Below are 20,165 nucleotides of genomic sequence, written 5' to 3'. Positions count from 1 at the left end.
CACCGACGTCAACATCGTAAGCTGCTCGGGCAACATCTCCTGCTGAGGCTGCGATGAGGAGGCCGTCGGGCGCCTTTGATCGTGGAAGCGACGATGAGCCGACAACGCATTCAGGCGATCCTCGACGGCGAGGATCCGGTTTTCGGCCGCAGCGTGGCCTTCTTCCTCCAAGGGCTCATCCTGGTGTCGGTGGTGACGATCGCCCTCGAGACGATGCCGGCGTTCGGGCCGGCCTGGCACGGGATCTTCCTCGTCGAGGAGTGGGTGATCGTCGGCGTGTTCAGCGCCGAATATCTCCTGCGGCTCTACGCGGCGCCGCGACGGCTCGGCTACGTCTTCTCCTTCTTCGGCATCATCGACCTCATCTCCATCCTGCCGACGCTGCTGCTCCTCGGCTACGACGTGCGCTCGATCCGGGCACTGCGCGTGCTGCGTGTCCTGCGCCTCCTGAAGCTCGCGCGTTACGTGCGCGCGCTGGAGCGCCTCGGCCGGGCGGTGCGCACGGTCGGCGACGAGCTCGTGGTGTTTGCCGCCGTCGCGATCATCGTGCTCTACCTCTGTGCGACGGGCATCTACTTCTTCGAGCACGACGCGCAGCCGGAGGCGTTCGGCTCGATCCCCGACGCGATGTGGTGGGCGGTGGTGACGCTCACGACGGTGGGCTACGGCGACGTCTACCCGATCACCGCCGGCGGCCGCCTCTTCACCGGTCTCATGCTGATGCTGGCCCTCGGCGTCATCGCGGTGCCGACGGGGCTCGTCAGCTCCGCCCTGTCGAGTGGTGACCCGCTGCGCTCCAAAGAGGACGAGGAATGAAATCGAACCCCCTGGCTCCCTATCTCCTCGTCCTGCCGCTGGTGCTGGTGCTGGCGGTGTTCGTGGTGCTGCCCATCGCGCTGGTGGTGACGGTGAGCTTCTACCGCTACGTGATGCTCGTCGGCCTGCAGCCCGACTTCACCCTCACCAACTATATCGACATCCTCACCAACGCGACGAACCTTCACCTCTACCTCTCGACCATCAAGTTCACGCTGATCACCTTGGTGATCACGATGTTCATCGGCTTCTGGATCAGCTACTTCCTGGTCTTCAAGGTGCGCAACACGCTGACGGCGATCGCGCTCTTCCTCGTCTGCACCGTGCCGTTCTGGACCTCCAACATCATCCGCATGATCTCGTGGCGGCCGGTGCTCGGGCGCGAGGGGCTGATCAACGACGCCCTCGTCCAGTCCGGGCTGATCACGCAGCCGCTCGACTGGCTGCTGTTTTCCGACTTCGCTGTCGTCGTCGCCTACGTGCACCTCTTCACGCTCTTCATGATCGTGCCGATCTTCAATTCCATGGCGCGAATCGATCGGGCATTGCTCGAGGCCGCCTACGACGCGGGCGCCTCGCGCTTCGGCGTTGTCTGGAACGTGGTGCTGCCCCTCTCGAAGACCGGCATCGCCCTCGGCTCGCTGTTCGTGGTGGCGCTGGTGATGGGCGACTTCTTCGTGGTGAAGGTGATGTCGGGCGGGCTCTCCGGCTCGGCGACGTCGGGGATCTCCAACGACATCCAGTTCCTCAATTATCCGCGAGCGGCCGCCAACGCGGTGGTGCTTCTCGCCGTGGTGATGCTGTTCGCGGGGCTGATCTTCCGCATCGTCGACGTGCGGCGGGAGCTTTCCCGTTGAGCCGCTGCGGCCGAAGCGCGCGCGGAGATTGCGGACAGCTGGGTTGTGGGTGATAGGGGCGGTGGACGCGCGATGGTGCGTCCGCTAAGAGACGGGGGGCCGTCGACGGTTGCCCCCCACCGCCGCATTCCCGAACCCTTGCGTGCGAGAGACGCTGAATGACCCTGGTTGCGCTGTTCTTCTACCTGTTCGCCGCTGTGATGGTGGCCTCCGCGCTGTTGGTCATCTCGTCGCGGAATCCAGTCCATTCGGTCCTATTTTTGATCCTGGCCTTCCTCAACGGGGCGGGCCTGTTCATGCTCACCGGGGCCGAGTTCCTCGCGCTGATCCTGATCGTGGTCTACGTCGGCGCGGTTCTGGTGCTGTTCCTCTTCGTGGTGATGATGCTGGACGTGGACTTCGCTGCGTTGCGGCATGGCGTGATGCAGTATCTCCCCGTCGGTGCAACCGTGGGTCTGGTGCTGCTCGTCGAGCTTGTTCTGGTGCTCGGGGCCTACACCATCGCGCCGGTCATCGCCGGCGCGCCGGTCGTGCCCATTCCGCCGCCCGACGCGATGACCAACACCGAGGCGCTCGGCCACGTGATCTACACCAAGTACGCCTTCTACTTTCAGATCTGCGGCCTGATCCTGCTGGTCGCCATGGTGGGGGCCATCGTCCTGACGCTGCGTCACTCCAGCCGGGCCAAGCGGCAGGACGTCGGCGCCCAGGTGAGCCGCCGGCGCGAGGACACCATGGAAGTGCGCGACGTCGCATCCGGCCGAGGCCTGCAACTATGATCGGTCTGTCACACTACCTCACGGTCGCCGCCATCCTTTTTGTTATCGGGGTGTTTGGCATTTTTCTGAATCGCAAGAACGTCATCGTGATCCTGATGTCGATCGAGCTCATCCTGCTCGCGGTCAACATCAACTTCGTCGCCTTCAGCGAGGCGCTCGGCGATCTCGTCGGCCAGGTGTTCGCGCTCTTCGTGCTCACCGTGGCCGCAGCCGAGGCGGCCATCGGGCTCGCGATCCTCGTCGCCTTCTTCCGCAACCGCGGCTCCATCGCGGTGGAAGACATCGATACGTTGAAGGGCTGACCCCCGATGGTGGAACTCATCGTCTTCCTGCCGCTCGTCGGCTTCCTGTTCGCGTTCCTCTTCGGGCGGCAGACCGGAGCGCTCACGGCGCAGGTCGTGACCACGGCGCTGCTGTTCGTCTGCGCCGTGCTCTCCTGGATCGTGTTCATCGCCTACGGCTTCAACGACGCCCCGACGGATCGGGTGCCGGTGGCCGAGTGGATCGTTTCCGGTGATCTCGAGATTGCCTGGCGCCTGCGGATCGACACGCTGACGGCGGTGATGCTCGTCGTCGTCAACACCGTGTCGGCGCTGGTGCACCTCTACTCCTTCGGCTACATGGCGCACGATCCGGCCAAGGCGAAGTTCTTCTCCTACCTGTCGCTCTTCACCTTCGCGATGCTGATGCTGGTGACGGCCGACAACCTGGTGCAGATGTTCTTCGGCTGGGAGGGCGTCGGTCTCGCCTCCTACCTCCTCATCGGCTTCTGGAACGATCGCCACTCGGCGAACGCTGCGGCGATCAAGGCCTTCGTCGTCAACCGTGTCGGCGACTTCGGCTTCCTCCTCGGCATCTTCACCATCTTCACCATCACCGGGGCGGTGTCGTTCGACGTGATCTTCGGCGCCGCGCCGACCCTGTCGACGATGACGTTCAGCTTCCTCGGCTTCGAGGTGCCGGCGCTGGAGCTCGCCTGCCTGCTCCTCTTCGTCGGCGCCATGGGCAAGTCGGCCCAGCTCGGCCTCCACACCTGGCTGCCCGACGCGATGGAGGGCCCGACGCCGGTCTCCGCCCTCATCCACGCCGCCACCATGGTGACGGCGGGCGTCTTCATGGTGGCGCGCATGTCGCCGCTCTTCGAGTTTGCGCCGACGGCGCTCGCGGTGGTCACCTTCGTCGGCGCTTCCACGGCGATGTTCGCGGCCACCATCGGCTGCGCCCAGAACGACATCAAGCGGGTGATCGCCTACTCCACCTGCTCCCAGCTCGGCTACATGTTCGCCGCCCTCGGGGTGGGGGCCTACGGCATCGCCGTGTTCCACCTCTTCACCCACGCCTTCTTCAAGGCGCTGCTCTTCCTTGGTGCCGGCTCGGTGATCCACGCCATGCACGACGAGCAGGACATGCGCCGCATGGGCGGACTGTGGAAGAAGATCCCCTACACCTACGCGGGCATGCTGATCGGCTCGCTGGCGCTGACGGGCTTTCCGCTCACGGCCGGCTACTTCTCCAAGGACGCCATCATCGAGGCCTCCTTCGTCGGCCAGAACCCCTTCGCCACCTACGCCTGGATCATGCTGGTGGGGGCGGCGCTGCTCACCTCCTTCTACTCCTGGCGCCTGCTCTTCATGACCTTCCACGGCACCAGCCGCGCCTCGGCCGACACGCTGAAGCATGCGCACGAGTCGCCGCCCAACATGCTGATCCCGCTCGCCGTTCTCTCCCTCGGCGCGCTCGTCGGCGGCTACGTCTTCGCCCACTCCTTCGAGCACCCGACGGACGGCGGCTTCTGGAACGGGGCGATCTTCACGAGCGCCGCCAACCACGTGCTGCACGCCATGCACGAGGTGCCGGGCTGGGCGGTGATCGCACCGACGGTGGTCATGGTGCTCGGCTTCATCGTCGCGCTCGTCACCTACATGCTGGTGCCGACGCTGCCGAAGCGCTTCATCGAGGCCTTCCCGGCGGTGCACCGCTTCTTCCTGAACAAGTGGTACTTCGACGAGCTCTATGACCGCATCTTCGTCCGCCCCGTCCGCGCCCTCGGCCGCCTCTTCTGGAAGGGGGATGGACGGGTGATCGACGGCTTCGGCCCCGACGGCATCGCCGCCCGGGTGCGCGACATCGCCGGGCTCGCCCATCGCTTCCAGTCCGGCTACCTCTACCACTACGCCTTCGTGATGCTCACCGGGATCGCCGTGTTCGTGACCGTGATGATCGCCCTCGATCGGGGGTACTTCTGATGAGCGATTGGCCGCTCCTCACCATCCTGATCTTCCTGCCGCTCGTCGGCGTCGCCTACATCCTCCTCGTACGCGACAACGACGACACGGCGGTGGAGAACATCCGCCGCGTCGCGCTGGTCACGACGGTCTTCAACTTCATCCTGTCGCTCGGGCTGTGGATCTGGTTCGACCCGTCGGACCCCGGCTTCCAGTTCGTCGAAAAGCGCGACTGGATCCCCGGCCTCGTCAGCTACCACCTCGGCGTCGACGGCATCTCGATGCTGTTCGTCATCCTCACCACCTTCCTGATGCCGTTCTGCATCCTCGCCTCCTGGAAGTCGGTGACGGACCGGGTGCGCGAGTACATGGTCGCCTTCCTGGTGCTCGAGACGCTGATGATCGGCGTCTTCTGCGCCCTCGACATCGTGATCTTCTACATCTTCTTCGAAGGTGGCCTGATCCCGATGTTCCTGATCATCGGCGCCTGGGGCGGGCCGCGGCGCATCTACGCGACGTTCAAGTTCTTCCTCTACACGCTGACCGGCTCGCTCCTCATGCTCATCGCCATCATCGCGATGTACTGGCAGGCCGGCACCACCTCCATTCCGGAGCTGATGAACTATCAGTTCCCCACCGACATGCAGATGTGGCTCTGGTTCGCCTTCTTCGCCTCCTTCGCGGTGAAGATGCCGATGTGGCCGGTCCACACCTGGCTGCCGGACGCCCACGTCGAAGCGCCCACCGCGGGCTCGGTGCTCCTTGCAGGCATCATGCTGAAGATGGGCGGGTACGGCTTCCTGCGCTTCTCGCTGCCGATGTTCCCCGACGCGTCGGCGGACCTTGCGTGGCTGGTCTTCTCGCTGTCGGCCATCGCCGTCGTCGTCACCTCCATGACGGCGCTGGTGCAGCAGGACATGAAGAAGCTGATCGCCTATTCGTCGGTCGCCCACATGGGCTTCGTGACCATGGGCATCTTCGCCATGAACGTGCAGGGCATTCAGGGCTCGATCTATCTGATGCTGTCGCACGGCATCGTGTCGGCGGCTCTCTTCCTCTGCGTCGGCGTGGTCTACGATCGCACCCACACTCGCGACATCGCCGCCTATGGCGGCCTCGTCCAGCGGATGCCCTGGTACGCGACGGCTTTCATGGTGTTCACCATGGCCAACGTCGGGCTGCCCGGCACCTCCGGCTTCGTGGGTGAATTCCTGACGCTCGTCGGCACCTACAAGACGTCGACGCTCGCCGCCGTGGTGGCGACGACCGGCGTCATCCTGTCGGCAGCCTACGCCCTGTTCCTCTATCGCCGGGTGGTGTTCGGTCCGCTGGAGAAGGAATCCATGCGCCGGATGCTCGACCTCTCGCTGCGCGAGAAGTTCATCATGGTGCCGCTGATCGTCCTCACCATCGTCTTCGGCGTCTACCCGAACCCCGTCCTCAGCGTGACCGACGCGTCGGTGAACGCGCTGGTCGGCAGCGTCGCCGAGGCGACGGGCGGGCCGAAGGGGCCGGCGATCGACGCATCCGAATTCGCCATGGTGTCGGGCTCCTCCACCGATGCGGTGGAGAGGGGGCTCGAAGCCGCGGGCATGACGCCCGCCGGCGGCGGCCACGGCGAGTCTGGCCATGGCGAGACTGGCCACGCAGAGGAGGCGTCCGACGATCATGCGGCGCCTGCCGACAATCACGGGGAGCCCGACGCGGCCTCCGAACAGACGCCCGCGAGTGAATGATGGCTGACGCGCACGCCCTTCCGTCCCTCTTTCCGCTCCTGCCGGAGCTGATCCTCGCGATCGCCGCCATCGCCTTCCTGATGATCGGCGCCTTCGACAAGGAAGACGTCACCCCGACGATCAGCGTCCTCACCATCGTGGCGATGCTCGGATGCGCCGCGGTGCTCGGCTTCATGCCCACCGACCGCACCACCTTCGAGGGCGCCTTCGTGCTCGACGCCTTCGCCCGCTACATGAAGATCCTCACCCTGATCGCAGCGGCGGTGACGGTGGCGATGACGATGGGCTACGCCCGCCACCAGGCCTTCTCGCGGTTCGAATATCCGGTGATCCTGCTGCTCGCGACCGTCGGCATGATGCTGATGATCTCCGCCGACGACACCATCGCCCTCTATCTCGGGCTGGAGCTGCAGTCGCTGGCGATCTACGTCGCCGTCTCGATCAACCGCGACTCGGTGCGCTCCACGGAGGCGGGCCTCAAATATTTCGTCCTCGGCGCGCTGTCGTCGGGCATGCTGCTCTACGGCATCAGTCTGATCTACGGCTTCACCGGCTCCACCCAGTTCGCCGGCATCGCCGCTGCGATCGGCGCGGAGGGCGTGGGTCTCGGCATCGTCTTCGGCATCGTGTTCGTGCTCGCCGGCCTCGCCTTCAAGGTGTCGGCGGTGCCGTTCCACATGTGGACGCCGGACGTCTACGAGGGAGCGCCGAGCCCGGTCACCGCGTTCATGGCGTCGGCGCCGAAGATCGCCGCGATGGCGCTGTTCGTCCGCGTCGTGTCCGACGCGTTCGAGCCGGCGATGATCCAGTGGCAGCAGATCGTCATCTTCCTGTCCATCGCCTCGATGCTGCTCGGCGCGTTCGCCGCCATCGGGCAGACCAACATCAAGCGGCTGATGGCCTATTCGTCCATCGGTCACGTGGGCTACGCGCTGATCGGCATCGCCGCGGGCACCGAGCAGGGCATTCTCGGCGTGGTGGTCTACATGACCATCTACCTCGTGATGACGCTGGGCTCCTTCGCCTGCATCCTGTCCATGCGCCGCGCCGACGAGGGGATGGTGGAGGATATCGCCGACCTCTCCGGCCTCATCCGCACCAAGCCCTGGATGGCGGTCGCCTTCACGGCGCTGCTCTTCTCCCTCGCGGGCATTCCGCCGCTGGTGGGCTTCTGGGGCAAGCTCTACGTCTTCCTCGCCGCGGTGGAGGCCGACCTTCTGCCGCTCGCAGTCATCGGCGCGCTGTCCTCGGCGGTGGCGGCTTTCTACTACCTGCGCATCATCAAGGTGATGATGTTCGACGAGCCGAAGGACCGCTTCGAGCCGATGGCCGCGGAACTGCGGGTGGTGCTGGCGGTCGCGAGCGGGTTCACCGTCTTCTTCTTCCTCGTGTGGACGCCGATCCTGTCGGCCGCGCTGACCGCCGCGAAGAGCCTGCTTTTGTGAGCGGGGAGGCCCGGTCGCCGGCGGTCATCCGTCTCGGCGACGTGGGCTCCACCAACGACGAGGCGATGCAACGCCTCGTCGAGGACGGCCGTCCGGTGTGGGTGATCGCCGAGCGCCAGCTGTCTGGCCGCGGCCGACGCGGCCGGCCCTGGGTCTCCGAAGCCGGCAATCTCTATGCTTCGTTTGCGACGTCGACGACGCTCTCGGGCGACGCGTTCGGCTTCCTGCCGCTGGCGGTGGCCGTCGCCGTGGCGGACGCCATCGAGGAGACGACCGGCCTCTCGCCGCAACTGAAGTGGCCGAACGACGTTCTCATCGAGGGCCGCAAGGTTTGCGGCATCCTCATCGAGGCGCGCATGAGCGCGGCCGAGCCTCACCGCCGGCGCGTCGTCATCGGCATCGGAGTGAACATCGCCCACCATCCGGAAGACGTTGCTGCGACCAACCTTTGCGCGCATCATCCCCAAGCCACGCCGGAGGATGTATGGATTGCGCTCTGCCCCATTCTCGACGCGACGATCGATATACTGTCCCGGCCGGGCGGGCTCACCGCGATGCGTGAGCGATGGCTCGCCCGGTCCGTCGGGATCGGCGGCGAGGTCGCCGTACGGTTCGACGACGAGACGCGCGAGGGCCGCTTCGTCGGTCTCGATGACAGTGGCCGGCTGATCCTGGACCGGGACGGCAGCAGGGAGCCGATCGCCGCAGGCGATGTTTTCGTACGGAGTAGCTATGAGTGAAGCCGGCAGCGAGCTGGTGTTCCTGCCGCTCGGCGGGGTCGGCGAAATCGGCATGAATCTGGGCCTTTACGGATTTGGCCCGGTGCATGACCGGAAGTGGCTGATGGTGGATTGCGGCATCAGCTTCGCCGATCCGCGAACAACGCCGGGCGTCGACCTGGTGTTTCCCGACATCGATTTCATCGAGGAGGAAAAGCACGACCTCCTCGGTATCGTGATCACCCACGCCCACGAGGACCACTACGGCGCGCTCCTGGAGCTGTGGCCGCGCCTCGAGGTGCCGGTCTACGCGACCCGCTTCACCGCGGGACTGTTGCGCGCCAAGGCCATCGAGAACGGCCGGCAGAACAGCCCCGACGTGCGCGTGGTGGAGCAGGGCGAGACGTTGGAGCTCGGGCCCTTCCAGGTCGAGCTCGTGCCCGTTTCCCACTCCATTCCCGAGCCCAACGCGCTGGCGATCACCACCCCCTTCGGCACGGTGATGCACTCCGGCGACTGGAAGATCGACCCGACGCCCGGCATCGGCCGCCCCATCGACACCGATCGTCTCAAGGCGATCGGCGATCGGGGGGTGCTGGCGCTCCTGTGCGACTCCACCAACGCCATGCGCCCCGGCCGCTCGCCCTCCGAGCACGATGTGGCCGAGGGGCTGAAGGAGGTGGTCGCCGGCGCGCCGCACCGGGTCGCCGTGACCGCCTTCTCCTCCAACGTCGCCCGTATCCGCGCCATTCTGGAGGCGGCGATGGCGGCCGACCGGCACGTGGTGGTGATGGGGCGGGCGATGCGCCGCGTGATCGCCGTCGCCGCCGAGTGCGGTTTCATGGACGGTCTGCCCGCGACCCTTTCGGAGGACGATTTCGGCCATCTTCCGCGCGAGAAGGTGCTGCTGCTCCTCACTGGCAGCCAGGGCGAGGACCGCGCCGCCCTCGCGCGCATCGCGAGCGACGAGCACCCCCGCGTCGCCCTCTCGCCCGGCGACCGAGTGGTGTTCTCCTCACGCACCATTCCGGGCAACGAGAAGGCGGTGAACCAGATCATCAACGGCCTCGCCCTACAGGGGATCGAGGTGGTGACGGATGCCGACGGCCTCGTCCACACCTCCGGCCATCCCCGGCGCGACGAGCTCGTGGAGCTTTACCGCTGGCTGCGCCCCAGGGTGCTGGTGCCGGTCCACGGGGAGCCGATGCATCTCGCCGCCCAGGCCGCGCTCGCCCGCGCCAGCGGCATCCCCGAAGTGGTGATGACGGGCAACGGCAAGATGGTTCGCCTCGCGCCCGATCCCGCCGAGGTGGTGGATCAGGTTGCCGTCGACGTGCTGCTGCTCGACGGTAAGCTCCTGCGCCATCCGGATGCGGCCAACGTGCGCGAACGCCGGTCGCTGGCGTTCGCCGGCGTGGTCACCGCGCTCGTGACGCTCGATGGGCGCTTCGAGCTCGCCGACGACCCGGAGCTGGTGCTCATCGGCATCCCGAGCCGGGACGACGACGGCGAGACCTTCCGCGAGCTGCTCGTCGACGAGGTGGCGGCGGCGGTGGAGAGCATCCCGCGGCACCGCCGGCGCGACCGCGACGTCGTGGCCCAGGCCTCCCGCCGGGCGATTCGCTCGCATATGTCTCAGCGCTGGGGCAAGAAACCGATCTGCCACGTCTTCGTCGCCACGGAGAGGTAGGCGGACACAGGGAGGGGCTATGATCGGGCGATTGAATCACGTGGCGATCGCCACCGCCGACGTGGCGGCCGCATCGAAGGTCTATGCCGAGGCGCTGGGGGCGGAGGTCTCCGACCCGGTGGACCTTCCCGAGCATGGCGTGCGGGTGGTGTTCGTGACCCTTCCCAACACCAAGGTGGAGCTGTTGGAACCGCTCGGCCCCGGCTCGCCGATCACCGCCTTCCTGGAGCGCAACCCGGCGGGGGGGCTCCACCACGTCTGCTACGAGGTGGGCGACATCAGGGCGGCCGCGGCCCAGCTCGTGGCGAGCGGCGCGCGGGTCCTCGGCGACGGCGAGCCCAAGATCGGCGCCCACGGCAAGCCCGTCCTCTTCATCCATCCCAAGGACATGGGCGGCGTGCTGACGGAGATCGAAGAAGTCTGATGGGACTTGGCAGCGGTATCGCCATCTACTTCATCATCTGGTGGCTTCTCTTGTTCCTGGTGCTGCCGTTCGGCGATCGGCGGCCCGACCCCGCGCATGAGCGGGTGAGCGGCGCGGAGCCCGGCGCGCCCGCCTTGCCGCGGATGTGGCGCAAGGTGATCATCACCTCGCTGCTTTCCTTCGTGGTGTTCGGCGGCGTCTACTGGGTCCTCACCAGCGGCCTCACCTTGGAGGACGTGCCGTTGCCGAGCGCCGACGGCGTCGTCGCCCATCCGAAGGGAGAGATCCCGAAATAGGGCGGGCGGCGTCTCAGCAGACGCGCGGCGCGTTGCGCACGTAGCAGAGGCGCAGGCAGCGGCCCGGATGGCGTGCCGTGCCACAGGCCTTCTCGCAGGCCCGCGCCACCTTCGAGCAGATGTGGATGCCGAGGAGCGGACGCACCGGGACCGTGCGGCAGTCGGGCCCCTCGTGGCGGTGCAGCCAGCCGCGCCCGTCGAAGAACGGGTTGGCGTGGCAGCCGTGCACCGCGATCAGCGGGCCGGGGCCCGCGGTGGCCACCGGCGCCACGGCGGACGGATTGAGGCCCGCCGCCGCAGGCAGTGCCGCCGAAACCGCCAGAATGAACATAATCACGCTGCGCCACATGGAGTGGATATATGTCACTCCAGGCCGTCGGCAAAGTTCAGCGCATCGCCTCCTCGCGCTCGCGCACCGAGGGTGGACGCGGCGGCTGCGGGGGTGGCGGCGGGATCTCCGCCTCCTGGCGCTGGAGGTTCCACATCGCGGCGTAGACGCCGCCGCGCTCCACCAGACTGGCGTGAGTGCCGCGCTCCACGATCCGGCCCGCCTCGAGCACGATGATCTCGTCGGCCCGCACCACCGTGGAGAGGCGGTGGGCGATCATCAGCGTGGTGCGACCGCTCGCCACCTCGTCGAGCGCCACCTGGATATCCTCCTCGGTCCGCGTGTCGAGCGCCGAGGTCGCCTCGTCGAGGATCAGGACGGGCGGCGCCTTCAAGATGGTGCGGGCGATGGCGACGCGCTGCTTCTCGCCGCCGGAGAGCTTGAGACCGCGCTCGCCGACCTCGGTCTCGAAGCCATGCGGCAGGGCGCGCACGAAGGCGCCGATCTGCGCCATGTCGGCCGCCGCCTCCACCTCCTCGCGCGTGGCCTCGGGCCGGCCGTAGGCGATGTTGTAGGCGATGGTGTCGTTGAAGAGCACCGTGTCCTGGGGAACGATGCCGATGTTGCGGCGAAGCGAATCCTGCGTCACCGACCGCACGTCCTGCCCGTCGACGAGGATGCGGCCGCCCGTCACGTCGTAGAAGCGGTAGAGGAGGCGGGAGATGGTGGACTTGCCGGCGCCCGACGGGCCGACGATCGCGAGGGTGCGCCCCACCGGCACCTCGAAGCTGATGCCGTGGAGGATCGGCCGCTCGGGGTCGTAGTGGAACGACACGTTGTCGAAGCGCACCGTGCCGCCGTCGACCTCAAGCGGGACGGCGTCGGGCCGGTCCGTCACCTCCTGCGGGATCTCGAGCACGGCGAACATCGCCTCCACGTCGGCGAGGGCCTGCTTGATCTCGCGATAGACGAAGCCCATGAAGTTCAGCGGAATGGCGAGCTGCATCAGCAGCGCGTTCACCATCACGAAGTCGCCGAGCGTCTGCTCGCCCCGCATCACCGCCCGTGCCGACATCACCATGAGAACGGTGAGGCCGACGGTGAAGATCACCGTCTGCCCCATGTTGAGCCAGGCGAGCGAGGTCCACGACTTGATCGCCGCCGTCTCGTAGTCGGCCATGGAGCGATCGAAGCGCCGCGTCTCCATCGCCTCGTTGTTGAAGTATTTCACCGTCTCGTAATTGATCAGGCTGTCGATCGCCTTGGCGTTGGCGTCGGTGTCGGAATCATTCATCTCGCGCCGGATCGTGATGCGCCACTGCGAGGCCCGCACCGTGAACCAGACATAGGCGACCACCACGAGCGCGATCACGCCGACGTAGGTGAAGGAGAACTGGTAGGCGACCACCGCCGCCACCAACGCGAACTCGAGCGCCGTCGGCAGCGAGTTGAGGATGGTGAAGCGCACCAGCGTTTCGATGCCCTTGACGCCGCGCTCGATCACCCGGTTGAGGCCGCCGGTGCGCCGCTGCAGGTGATAGCGCAGCGACAGGTCGTGGAGGTGCACGAAGGTGCGCCGCGCGAGGCGGCGCACGGCATGCTGGCCGACGCGGGCGAAGAGGGCGTCGCGGAGCTGGTTGAAGCCGGTGGAGAGGATGCGCCCCGCCCCGTAGGCGATCACCAGCATGATGGGCGCGACGATGAAGGCCGGCATGTTCCAGCCCGGCGTCGTCTCGGCGATCCGCTCGGCGGCCGGGCCGAACTCGCCGGACGTCAGCGCGTCCGTCGCCCACTTGTAGGTGTAGGGGATCAGCACGGTGACGAGCTTGGCTGCCACCAGGGCCACGATGGCGATGGCGACGCGGCCCTTCAGATCCGGTCGATCGGTCGGCCACATATAGGGCCAGAGGCGGCGGAGCGCCTTCAGCGTCTCGCCGCGGCCGGCCGAGACGCCTGGTGAAGTGGTGGTCATGCGACCGCCTCGTGTTGGGATGATTAGAGCGCGAACAAGTCGCAAGTAGGGCATCCGAGGGGCCTGCGCCACCCCGGATGCCGCGCCGGCGGGCTACTCGGCCGCCTGCTTCACGTGGGGCCGGCGCTCGTCCCCCGGCCGTCGCTGGGGCGCTACGACGGGGGCGTAGACGTCGAGCGGCGGGGCTTCGGCCCGCGTCGCCGCCGCGTGGCCCGGAGCGGCAACCGGCGGGTGCGGGGCGGCCGTCTGCGCGTAGGTCTCGGCCGTCTCTTCCACCGTCGGCGCCGGTGCCACCTCGGCGGATGCCACCATCGGCAGCGCGGGCGTCGCCGCGACGGGGGCGGGCGCGGCCGGCGGTGCGGCGGGAGCGAGCGGCGCGCTGGGCGCCGCCGCCGCCGAGCCGCGGCGGCCGAAGCGGCGCGACACCGTCTCCGGCATCGCCAGCATCACCGGCACCACCACCAGGGTGAGGATGGTGGAGAAGGCGAGGCCGGAGATGATCGCCGTCGAGAGCTGCACCCACCACACCGCCGTGATGCCGCCCACCGCGATGGTGCGGGAGAAGAAGTCGAGGTTGACCTCGGTCGCCATCGGGATGAGGCCGGCGATGGTGGTGATGGTGGTCAACAGGATGGGTCGCACGCGCTGCGCCGCGGTGGAGAGCACCGCCGTCAGCATGTCCGGCTGCAACGTGCGCTCCCGGTTGAAGGTGTCGATCAGCACGATGGCGTTGTTGACGACGATGCCGGCGAGCGCGATCACCCCCGTCCCGGTCATGATGACCGAGAATTTCTGCCCGGTGATGACCATTCCGAGGAGCACGCCGAACACCGAAAGGATGATCGTCAGGAGCGTCAGCGCCGTCTGGTAGAAGCTGTTGAACTGGGTGACGAGCACCAGGAACATCATCACCAGCGAGGCGATCATCGCCTTCATGAGGAAGCCCATCGCCTCCGCCTGGTCCTCGTTGGCGCCGCGGAACATGAAGGTCACGCCGTCGGGCCAGGTCTGGCTCTTCACCCACGCGTCGAGCTCGGCGATCTTGGCGTTGAGGTCGTAGCCCTGCTGGTCGAGGACGTCCGCCTTCACCGTCATCGCGAACTGGCCGTCGATGCGGGTGATCGCCGACACGCGCTGCTGCGGGGTGATGTCGATGAAGTTGATGATCGGCACCAGGCCGCTGGAGCTCGGCAGGCGCAGGTCGGCGAATTGGCGCAGCGTCCGGTCCTGCTCGGGGAAGCGGATGCGGATGTCGATCTGATCGTCCGAATCGTCCGGCTGGTAGCGCGACAGGAGCACGCCGTTGGTCACGAGCTGGATGATCTGGCCGACCGTCTGCACGTCGGCGCCGAAGCGGCCGGCCTCCTCGCGATCGACGTCGAGCTGCCACTCGATGCCTGGGAGGGGGCGGTCGTCCTCCACGTCGCGCAGCCCTTCGACCGTCGCCACGTGGTCGTGCACCCTCTTCGTCACCGCGAGGAGTGTGTCGTAGTTGTTGGAGGAGACCTGAAGCTGGATGTCCTTGCCGGTCGGCGGGCCGCCTTCGACCTTGCGCACCTCGGTCTTGATGCCCGGGAAGGCGGTGCGCGCGCGGATGTCCTCGAAGATGTCGAGCGCCGGGCGACGGCAGCAATAGTTCACGAGCTCGACCTGGAGCTGACCGATGAGGTCGGCCGGCTTGTCGTTCACGTCGCCGATACCGCCACCGCTGCCGGAGCTCGCGCCGGACGGGAAGGCCTTGGTCACGACGTCCTCCACCCCGTCGACGGCGAGCACCTCGCGCTCCACGTCCTTGACGAGGTTGAGGGCCTCGCGGGCGCTCATGTTGCCGCGGCCCGACACCATCACCACGGCGACGTCGGGCTCTTCGTTGACGAAGAACTCCACGCCCTTGTTGTTCGCGCTGAAGAGCATCATCACCCACACGGCGATGCCGACGACGGCGACGCCGGTGAGGACGACGCCGGCGACGTTGCCGGCGAGAAGACGCAGCACGCGCACATAGAGGCCGGTGACGCCGCGCACCGCGGACGGGTTGAACAGCGTTTCGTGCGGGATTGGCGGCGTCTTCGGCCGGCGCGCCGCCCAGCGGTTGGCGAGCGAGGTGGTGAGGATCGCGGCGCCGAGGAAGCCAGCGACGGCCGCCACGTAGGCCATCGCCCCGAAGGGAGCGAGGAGCATCACCGCGCCCGCCGCGACCACCATGCCAGCGAACAGGCCGGCGATGATCGCGTTGGAGAGGAGCGCGCCCACCACCGGCAGGAAGACCATGGCGGTGACGAGCGCCACCGTCAGCACGATCACCACCATGATCGGTAGGTAGCTCATGAACTCGCCGGCGACGCCGGGCCACAGGAGCATCGGCAGGAAGGCGATGAGGGTGGTCGCCGTGGAGGAGATCAGCGGCCAGACCATGAGCTTGGCCGCCTCCTGGAAGGCGTCCGCCCGGGAGGCGCCCTCCGCGATCCGCCGGTCGGCATATTCCACCACCACGATGGCGCCGTCGACGAGGAGGCCGACGGTGAGCACGAGGCCGAACATCACCATCATGTTGACGGTCATGCCGAGGCCGGAGAGCACCAGGAAGCCGAGCAGGATCGAGGTGGGAATCGCGATGCCCACGAGCAGGGCGGAGCGGAAGCCGAGCGCCGCCACCACCACGATCATGACGAGCACGATGGCGGTGGAGATCGACGCCTCGAGGCTGCCGAGCACCTCGTAGATGAAGTTCGACTGGTCGAGCAGGTAGTCGACCTTGATCGAATCGGGCCAGTCCGCCGTGGTCTCCTCCACCGCGTCACGGACGGCCTGGTTGTTCTCGATGATGTTCTCGCCGAGCCGCTTCACCACCTCGATGGTGATCGCGGGGCGGCCGTTCACGCGGGTGAAGGTGGTGGGGTCCTCGAAGGTGCGCCGCACGGTGGCGACGTCGCCGACGGTGACGACGCCTTCGGCCTGCTGCTTGATGACCAGCGAGTAGACGTCCTGTGGGGTCTCCACGAGGCCCGGCACCTTCACCGAAAAGCGGCCCTCGCCGGTGTCGATGAAGCCGGCCGGCACCAGCGCGTTGTTGCGCTGAAGCGACTGCAGGAGCTCCACCGGGTTGAGGCCGTAGCTTTCCATCAGCGTGCGATCGACGAGCACCTCGAGCTGCTCGTCGCGCGCCCCCGAAAGATCCGCCGAGAGCACGGTGGGGATCGCCTCGATCTGGTCCTGAAGCTCCTTGGCGCGCTGGTAGAGGGTGCGCTCGGGAACGTCGCCGGAGAGGGCGACGACGATCGTCGGGACCAGCGAGAAGTTGGTCTCGGTGATCGTCGGCTCCTCCGCGTCCTCAGGAAGGTCGGCCTTCGCCTGGTCGACCTTGTCGCGCACGTCGGCGAGGGCCTCGTCCTTGTCGAAGTCGGCTTCGAACTCGAGGATGATGCCTGCGTGGGATTCGGAGGCGACGGCGCGGATCTCCTTCAGCCCGTCGAGGCCGCGGAGCTCCTTTTCCATCGGCTTTACGAGGAGGCGCTGGGCGTCCTCCGGCGAAATGCCCTGCTGGGTGATCGACACGTAGAAGACGGGGACGTCGATGTCCGGGTTAGCCTCCTTGGGGATCGTCGTGTAGACGACCGCGCCGGCGGTGACGAGGAAGAGCAGGAGCGTGATGAGACTGCGGGGCCGACTGAGCAGCCCTTCGAGCAAGCCATTCATGCGTCGTTCGCTTCCTTGACCGGGTCGACGGTCTGCCCGTCGATCACATAGTCCTGGCCGACGGTGATGACCGTGACGACGTCGGGAAGGCCGGTGACCCAGAAGCCTTCGGTGTCCTGCATCACGATCTTGACCGGCATGAAGGCGACCTTGTCGTCCTCGCCGACCGTGCGCACGCCCACCGCGCCGTTGTCGGCGAGGGTGAGGATGCCGGGCGACAGGCGATGCGCCTTGATCGCGGGCAGCGGGATCCGGGCCTCGGCGGTCACGCCGGCGCGCAGCGTCCCATCGGGATTGGGGACGTGGATCTCGACGGTGAAGGTGCGCGTATCGGCATCGGCGGTGCGCGAGATGAAGACAACGGTGCCCTTCACGCTCTCGCCGGTGACGAGGGTGATCTCGGCCGTCACCCCTTCGCGCACCTGCGAGATGTCGCGTTCGGAGACCTGGCCGGTGATGACGATCGGGTCGGCATCGACGATGGTGGCGCAGACGTCGCCCACGGCGAGCCGGGCGCCGACCTCGGCGATCGGCTCCTGCACGATGCCGGCGATGGGGGCCTCGACGACGGTCCGGGCGAGTTCCAGCTCGGCCGCGGCGACGCTCGCCTGGGCGGCGTCGAGCTCGGCGCGCGTGGTGGCAACGCGGGTCTCCGATTCGAAGCCCCGGCCGCGCAGCTTGGTGGCGGCGTCGAAGTCGAGCTGGGCGCGTGCGGCCTCCGCCTTCGCCTGGGCGAGCTGGGCGGCGCGGGCGCCTTCCTCGAGGCGGCAGAGTACGTCGCCGGGCTCCACCTTGGTGCCCCGGTGCGCCAGGCGCTCGGCGATGCGGGCGCCGGTCTCGGCGGCCACCGAGACCAGCGCATCGGCGCGCGTGCGGCCGCGCATCTTGAGCGAGCGCGGCCGATCGACCGCCGTGAGCGTCGCGACGCGCACGCTGAAGGGGGCGTCGTTCGCCTCCGAGCGCTCCGCCGGCGGACGCGGTGTCGCCTCCTGCGCGGTGCCCGACACGACGAGCGTTCCCGTCGCCATCCACGCGGCGATGCCGCCCGCGATGACGAGCGCGAGGATGATCTTGGCGTTCATGATGATCCCTATTCCGCCGCGTCCGCCAGCGGCGGCTTCGCGATGGCCACGAGGTCGTCAGCATTCTTTTCGAGGTAGTCGAGCGACGTGCCCATGCAGGCGAGCCCGTAGCCGACGATCCAGGCGACGCTCGGCTCGTCCGAATAGTCGGCGGTGATCCGCCTCAAGTGCTCCATCTCCTCCGTCAGGAGACGGCGGCGCTCGTCGACGGCCGCCTTGACCACGGCGGCGGGCAGATGCGGCGCGGACTTTGCGACGAGCAGGAAGCGGGAGCGGCGCTGGTCGGGTCCCGGCGGCTGCGACAGTGCGGCAATGAGCGCATCTGTCCCCTCCGGGGTGATGGAATAGATCTTACGGATGGGCCGGCCGGGATGGGTCTCTTCCCGCACGGTGACGTATCCGTCGTTGGCAAGGCGGGCGAGGGCCGGATAGATCGAGCCGTAGCTCGCGTCGACGAAGTAACGATAATCGCCTTCGACCGATTCCTTCTTGATCTCGTAACCCGTCGCCTCGCCGCATTGGAGAATGGCAAGGCACAGGGTGCTCACGGGGCTCAGCGTATCGGTGGACAAAGGCGATCCTCGCGTGGCTATATCCCGGTTCGATATATCTCGGGCCGAGATATATGGCTGTCGAAAGCCACCGCAAGAGCATTTCTGCAGGCGCGAAAACGTCGCGAAAGATGTGCGCACTGAGCGCGCTTCATTCCTTGAAATCGGCGGTCGACGATTTTATCGTCATGGAACTATTGGCAAGCTCGGGGTGAACGGGGAGCGGATGGCACAACACCGCCTTTTGGCTGACGCGATCGACGAGGTCGTGGATTGGGACGCATCGCAGGACACCGCGATGCCGGAAACGGCAGGCGAGGAGCACGTGATGGTGCGCGACGGCGTGAGGTGCGCCGGCGCTCATCTCATCGTCGACGTCTATGGCGGCGAAAGGCTGGACGACATCGACCACATCGACGCGACGTTGCGGCGGTGCGTGGAGGTGGCCGGCGCGACGCTGCTGCACGTCCATCTCCACCATTTCGACGAGAACGGCGGTGTGTCGGGCGTCGCGGTGCTGGCCGAGAGCCACATCTCGATCCACTCCTGGCCGGAGCACCAGTACGCCGCGCTTGACATCTTCATGTGCGGCGACACGCAGCCCGAGGCGTGCGTGGAGGTGCTGCGCGAGGCCTTCAGCGCCAGCAACGTGGCCGTCAGCGAGCTTCTGCGCGGTCGCGGCATCTGAAACATGGCTGACAACGGCGAGTGGGTGGTCGAGACCGTCAGCGAACGGGCCGGCTTCCGCACGGTGCTGCGCGCCGAGAACGGTGTGCGGGTGCTCGACAGCGCGCAGGATCTCGGCGTGTTCGAGAACCTCACCTTCGGTCGCGTGATGGTGCTCGACGGTGCCTACCAGATCACCACGGCCGACGAGTTCATCTACCACGAGATGATGGCTCACGTGCCGCTCTACGCCCACGGCGCGGTGCGCGAGGTGCTGATCATCGGCGGTGGCGACGGCGGCGTCGCACGCGAGGTCTTGCGGCACGACGTGGCGCGGGTGCGGCTCGTGGAGATCGACCGTGCGGTGGTCGATCTCGCCGTCGCCGAGTTCCCCGATGTCGCGGCGGGCGCGTTCGAGGATCCGCGCCTCGACCTCGTGATCGACGACGGGGTGCGGCACGTCGCGACGACCACCGATCGCTTCGATGTGGTGATCGTCGATTCGCCCGACCCGATCGGTGCCGGCGCCGTGCTCTTCGGCGAGGCGTTCTATCGCGACTGCCGGCGCGTGTTGCGGCCGGGCGGGGCGCTCGTGACCCAGTCGGGCATGCCGTTCCTGACGCCCGACTGGATGAGGGGCCATGCCGGAACGCTGCGCGGCGTCTTCGGCGACGTCGCCTTCTTCCTCACCACCGTGCCGAGCTATACCGGCGGCCCGTTGGCGCACGGCCTCTCGAGCGACGGCGATGCCCTACGTCGGGTGTCGCTCGAGACGCTGACCGCCCGCCATCGGGAACATCCCCTGACGATGCGCTACTGGTCGCCGGAGGTGCATCGGGCGGCCTTCGCGCTGCCGCCCTACGTGGCGGCGGCGCTCGGGTGA

At 67.4% G+C, this 20,165-nt stretch carries 18 protein-coding genes; 13 read left to right on the top strand and 5 right to left on the bottom strand.

Translation table 11 applies throughout. The features are described 5' to 3' along the window. Positions 1 to 93 precede the first annotated feature (93 nt). From JCR33_RS17300 to JCR33_RS17250, 11 genes are all read left to right on the top strand, one after another. Positions 94 to 816 carry an ion transporter gene (locus JCR33_RS17300; RefSeq protein WP_198883366.1) on the top strand — a complete coding sequence of 241 codons (723 nt, stop codon included), beginning with the start codon at positions 94 to 96 and terminating at the stop codon, positions 814 to 816. Then, positions 813 to 1,673 (top strand): ABC transporter permease, encoded by an 861-nt coding sequence (locus tag JCR33_RS17295; protein WP_198883365.1) that lies wholly within the window; start codon positions 813 to 815, stop codon positions 1,671 to 1,673. The genes JCR33_RS17300 and JCR33_RS17295 overlap by 4 nt, the downstream gene beginning before the upstream one ends. A gap of 158 nt (positions 1,674 to 1,831) precedes the next feature. Further along, entirely contained in the window at positions 1,832 to 2,452 is a 621-nt protein-coding gene (locus JCR33_RS17290) for an NADH-quinone oxidoreductase subunit J (RefSeq protein ID WP_198883364.1), read from the top strand. After that, positions 2,449 to 2,754, top strand: a complete 306-nt coding sequence (gene nuoK / locus JCR33_RS17285; RefSeq protein WP_198883363.1) for an NADH-quinone oxidoreductase subunit NuoK — start codon at positions 2,449 to 2,451, stop codon at positions 2,752 to 2,754. Before JCR33_RS17290 ends, nuoK begins: the two co-directional genes overlap by 4 nt. Positions 2,755 to 2,760: 6 nt before the next feature. Next, on the top strand, positions 2,761 to 4,698 hold the full coding sequence (nuoL, locus tag JCR33_RS17280) for an NADH-quinone oxidoreductase subunit L (RefSeq protein WP_198883362.1): 1,938 nt from the start codon (positions 2,761 to 2,763) through the stop codon (positions 4,696 to 4,698). After that, the gene (locus tag JCR33_RS17275; RefSeq protein WP_198883361.1) at positions 4,698 to 6,413 is read left to right on the top strand and encodes an NADH-quinone oxidoreductase subunit M; all 1,716 of its coding nucleotides are present in this window, start codon (positions 4,698 to 4,700) and stop codon (positions 6,411 to 6,413) included. The genes nuoL and JCR33_RS17275 overlap by 1 nt, the downstream gene beginning before the upstream one ends. After that, positions 6,410 to 7,858: an NADH-quinone oxidoreductase subunit NuoN gene (gene nuoN / locus JCR33_RS17270; protein ID WP_198883360.1), complete on the top strand. Its 1,449-nt coding sequence runs from the start codon at positions 6,410 to 6,412 to the stop codon at positions 7,856 to 7,858. The genes JCR33_RS17275 and nuoN overlap by 4 nt, the downstream gene beginning before the upstream one ends. After that, positions 7,804 to 8,598 (top strand): biotin--[acetyl-CoA-carboxylase] ligase, encoded by a 795-nt coding sequence (locus JCR33_RS17265; RefSeq protein ID WP_198883359.1) that lies wholly within the window; start codon positions 7,804 to 7,806, stop codon positions 8,596 to 8,598. Before nuoN ends, JCR33_RS17265 begins: the two co-directional genes overlap by 55 nt. After that, the gene (locus JCR33_RS17260; RefSeq protein WP_198883358.1) at positions 8,591 to 10,267 is read left to right on the top strand and encodes a ribonuclease J; all 1,677 of its coding nucleotides are present in this window, start codon (positions 8,591 to 8,593) and stop codon (positions 10,265 to 10,267) included. The genes JCR33_RS17265 and JCR33_RS17260 overlap by 8 nt, the downstream gene beginning before the upstream one ends. A 19-nt stretch (positions 10,268 to 10,286) precedes the next feature. Continuing rightward, positions 10,287 to 10,691 carry a methylmalonyl-CoA epimerase gene (gene mce / locus JCR33_RS17255; protein WP_198883357.1) on the top strand — a complete coding sequence of 135 codons (405 nt, stop codon included), beginning with the start codon at positions 10,287 to 10,289 and terminating at the stop codon, positions 10,689 to 10,691. Further along, positions 10,691 to 10,987 carry a DUF1467 family protein gene (locus JCR33_RS17250; RefSeq protein WP_198883356.1) on the top strand — a complete coding sequence of 99 codons (297 nt, stop codon included), beginning with the start codon at positions 10,691 to 10,693 and terminating at the stop codon, positions 10,985 to 10,987. Before mce ends, JCR33_RS17250 begins: the two co-directional genes overlap by 1 nt. Positions 10,988 to 11,000: 13 nt before the next feature. On the opposite strand, the gene JCR33_RS17245 is transcribed toward JCR33_RS17250, so the two are convergent. From JCR33_RS17245 to JCR33_RS17225, 5 genes are all read right to left on the bottom strand, one after another. Then, on the bottom strand, positions 11,001 to 11,318 hold the full coding sequence (locus JCR33_RS17245) for a hypothetical protein (protein WP_211110368.1): 318 nt from the start codon (positions 11,316 to 11,318) through the stop codon (positions 11,001 to 11,003). Positions 11,319 to 11,373: 55 nt separating this feature from the next. Then, entirely contained in the window at positions 11,374 to 13,287 is a 1,914-nt protein-coding gene (locus JCR33_RS17240) for an ABCB family ABC transporter ATP-binding protein/permease (protein ID WP_198883354.1), read from the bottom strand. 93 nt (positions 13,288 to 13,380) lie between these two features. Beyond that, on the bottom strand, positions 13,381 to 16,983 hold the full coding sequence (locus JCR33_RS17235) for an efflux RND transporter permease subunit (protein WP_198883353.1): 3,603 nt from the start codon (positions 16,981 to 16,983) through the stop codon (positions 13,381 to 13,383). After that, complete coding sequence (locus tag JCR33_RS17230) at positions 16,980 to 18,065, bottom strand: efflux RND transporter periplasmic adaptor subunit (protein ID WP_198883352.1); 1,086 nt, start codon at positions 18,063 to 18,065, stop codon at positions 16,980 to 16,982. The genes JCR33_RS17235 and JCR33_RS17230 overlap by 4 nt, the downstream gene beginning before the upstream one ends. An 8-nt stretch (positions 18,066 to 18,073) precedes the next feature. After that, the gene (locus tag JCR33_RS17225; RefSeq protein ID WP_232372640.1) at positions 18,074 to 18,637 is read right to left on the bottom strand and encodes a PadR family transcriptional regulator; all 564 of its coding nucleotides are present in this window, start codon (positions 18,635 to 18,637) and stop codon (positions 18,074 to 18,076) included. 277 nt (positions 18,638 to 18,914) lie between these two features. Here JCR33_RS17225 and speD point away from each other — a divergent pair, with 277 nt between their 5' ends. Both speD and speE read left to right on the top strand, forming a co-directional pair. Then, entirely contained in the window at positions 18,915 to 19,304 is a 390-nt protein-coding gene (gene speD / locus JCR33_RS17220; protein WP_232372639.1) for an adenosylmethionine decarboxylase, read from the top strand. A gap of 3 nt (positions 19,305 to 19,307) precedes the next feature. After that, positions 19,308 to 20,165, top strand: a complete 858-nt coding sequence (speE, locus tag JCR33_RS17215) for a polyamine aminopropyltransferase (protein WP_198883351.1) — start codon at positions 19,308 to 19,310, stop codon at positions 20,163 to 20,165.

The organism is Acuticoccus mangrovi, from assembly GCF_016411865.1.
GTDB classification, from domain to species: Bacteria; Pseudomonadota; Alphaproteobacteria; order Rhizobiales; family Amorphaceae; genus Acuticoccus; species Acuticoccus mangrovi.
This window is presented reverse-complemented; position numbering and strand designations above follow the sequence as displayed.

What these genes read in the sequence shown, in the direction of transcription:
- JCR33_RS17300 (WP_198883366.1), top strand. Translation starts at nt 94, where the DNA reads ATGAGCCGACAACGCATTCAGGCGATCCTCGACGGCGAGGATCCGGTT.
- JCR33_RS17295 (WP_198883365.1), top strand. Translation starts at nt 813, where the DNA reads ATGAAATCGAACCCCCTGGCTCCCTATCTCCTCGTCCTGCCGCTGGTG.
- JCR33_RS17290 (WP_198883364.1), top strand. Translation starts at nt 1,832, where the DNA reads ATGACCCTGGTTGCGCTGTTCTTCTACCTGTTCGCCGCTGTGATGGTG.
- nuoK (WP_198883363.1), top strand. Translation starts at nt 2,449, where the DNA reads ATGATCGGTCTGTCACACTACCTCACGGTCGCCGCCATCCTTTTTGTT.
- nuoL (WP_198883362.1), top strand. Translation starts at nt 2,761, where the DNA reads ATGGTGGAACTCATCGTCTTCCTGCCGCTCGTCGGCTTCCTGTTCGCG.
- JCR33_RS17275 (WP_198883361.1), top strand. Translation starts at nt 4,698, where the DNA reads ATGAGCGATTGGCCGCTCCTCACCATCCTGATCTTCCTGCCGCTCGTC.
- nuoN (WP_198883360.1), top strand. Translation starts at nt 6,410, where the DNA reads ATGATGGCTGACGCGCACGCCCTTCCGTCCCTCTTTCCGCTCCTGCCG.
- JCR33_RS17260 (WP_198883358.1), top strand. Translation starts at nt 8,591, where the DNA reads ATGAGTGAAGCCGGCAGCGAGCTGGTGTTCCTGCCGCTCGGCGGGGTC.
- mce (WP_198883357.1), top strand. Translation starts at nt 10,287, where the DNA reads ATGATCGGGCGATTGAATCACGTGGCGATCGCCACCGCCGACGTGGCG.
- JCR33_RS17250 (WP_198883356.1), top strand. Translation starts at nt 10,691, where the DNA reads ATGGGACTTGGCAGCGGTATCGCCATCTACTTCATCATCTGGTGGCTT.
- JCR33_RS17245 (WP_211110368.1), bottom strand. Translation starts at nt 11,318, where the DNA reads ATGTTCATTCTGGCGGTTTCGGCGGCACTGCCTGCGGCGGCGGGCCTC.
- JCR33_RS17240 (WP_198883354.1), bottom strand. Translation starts at nt 13,287, where the DNA reads ATGACCACCACTTCACCAGGCGTCTCGGCCGGCCGCGGCGAGACGCTG.
- JCR33_RS17235 (WP_198883353.1), bottom strand. Translation starts at nt 16,983, where the DNA reads ATGAATGGCTTGCTCGAAGGGCTGCTCAGTCGGCCCCGCAGTCTCATC.
- JCR33_RS17230 (WP_198883352.1), bottom strand. Translation starts at nt 18,065, where the DNA reads ATGAACGCCAAGATCATCCTCGCGCTCGTCATCGCGGGCGGCATCGCC.
- speD (WP_232372639.1), top strand. Translation starts at nt 18,915, where the DNA reads ATGCCGGAAACGGCAGGCGAGGAGCACGTGATGGTGCGCGACGGCGTG.
- speE (WP_198883351.1), top strand. Translation starts at nt 19,308, where the DNA reads ATGGCTGACAACGGCGAGTGGGTGGTCGAGACCGTCAGCGAACGGGCC.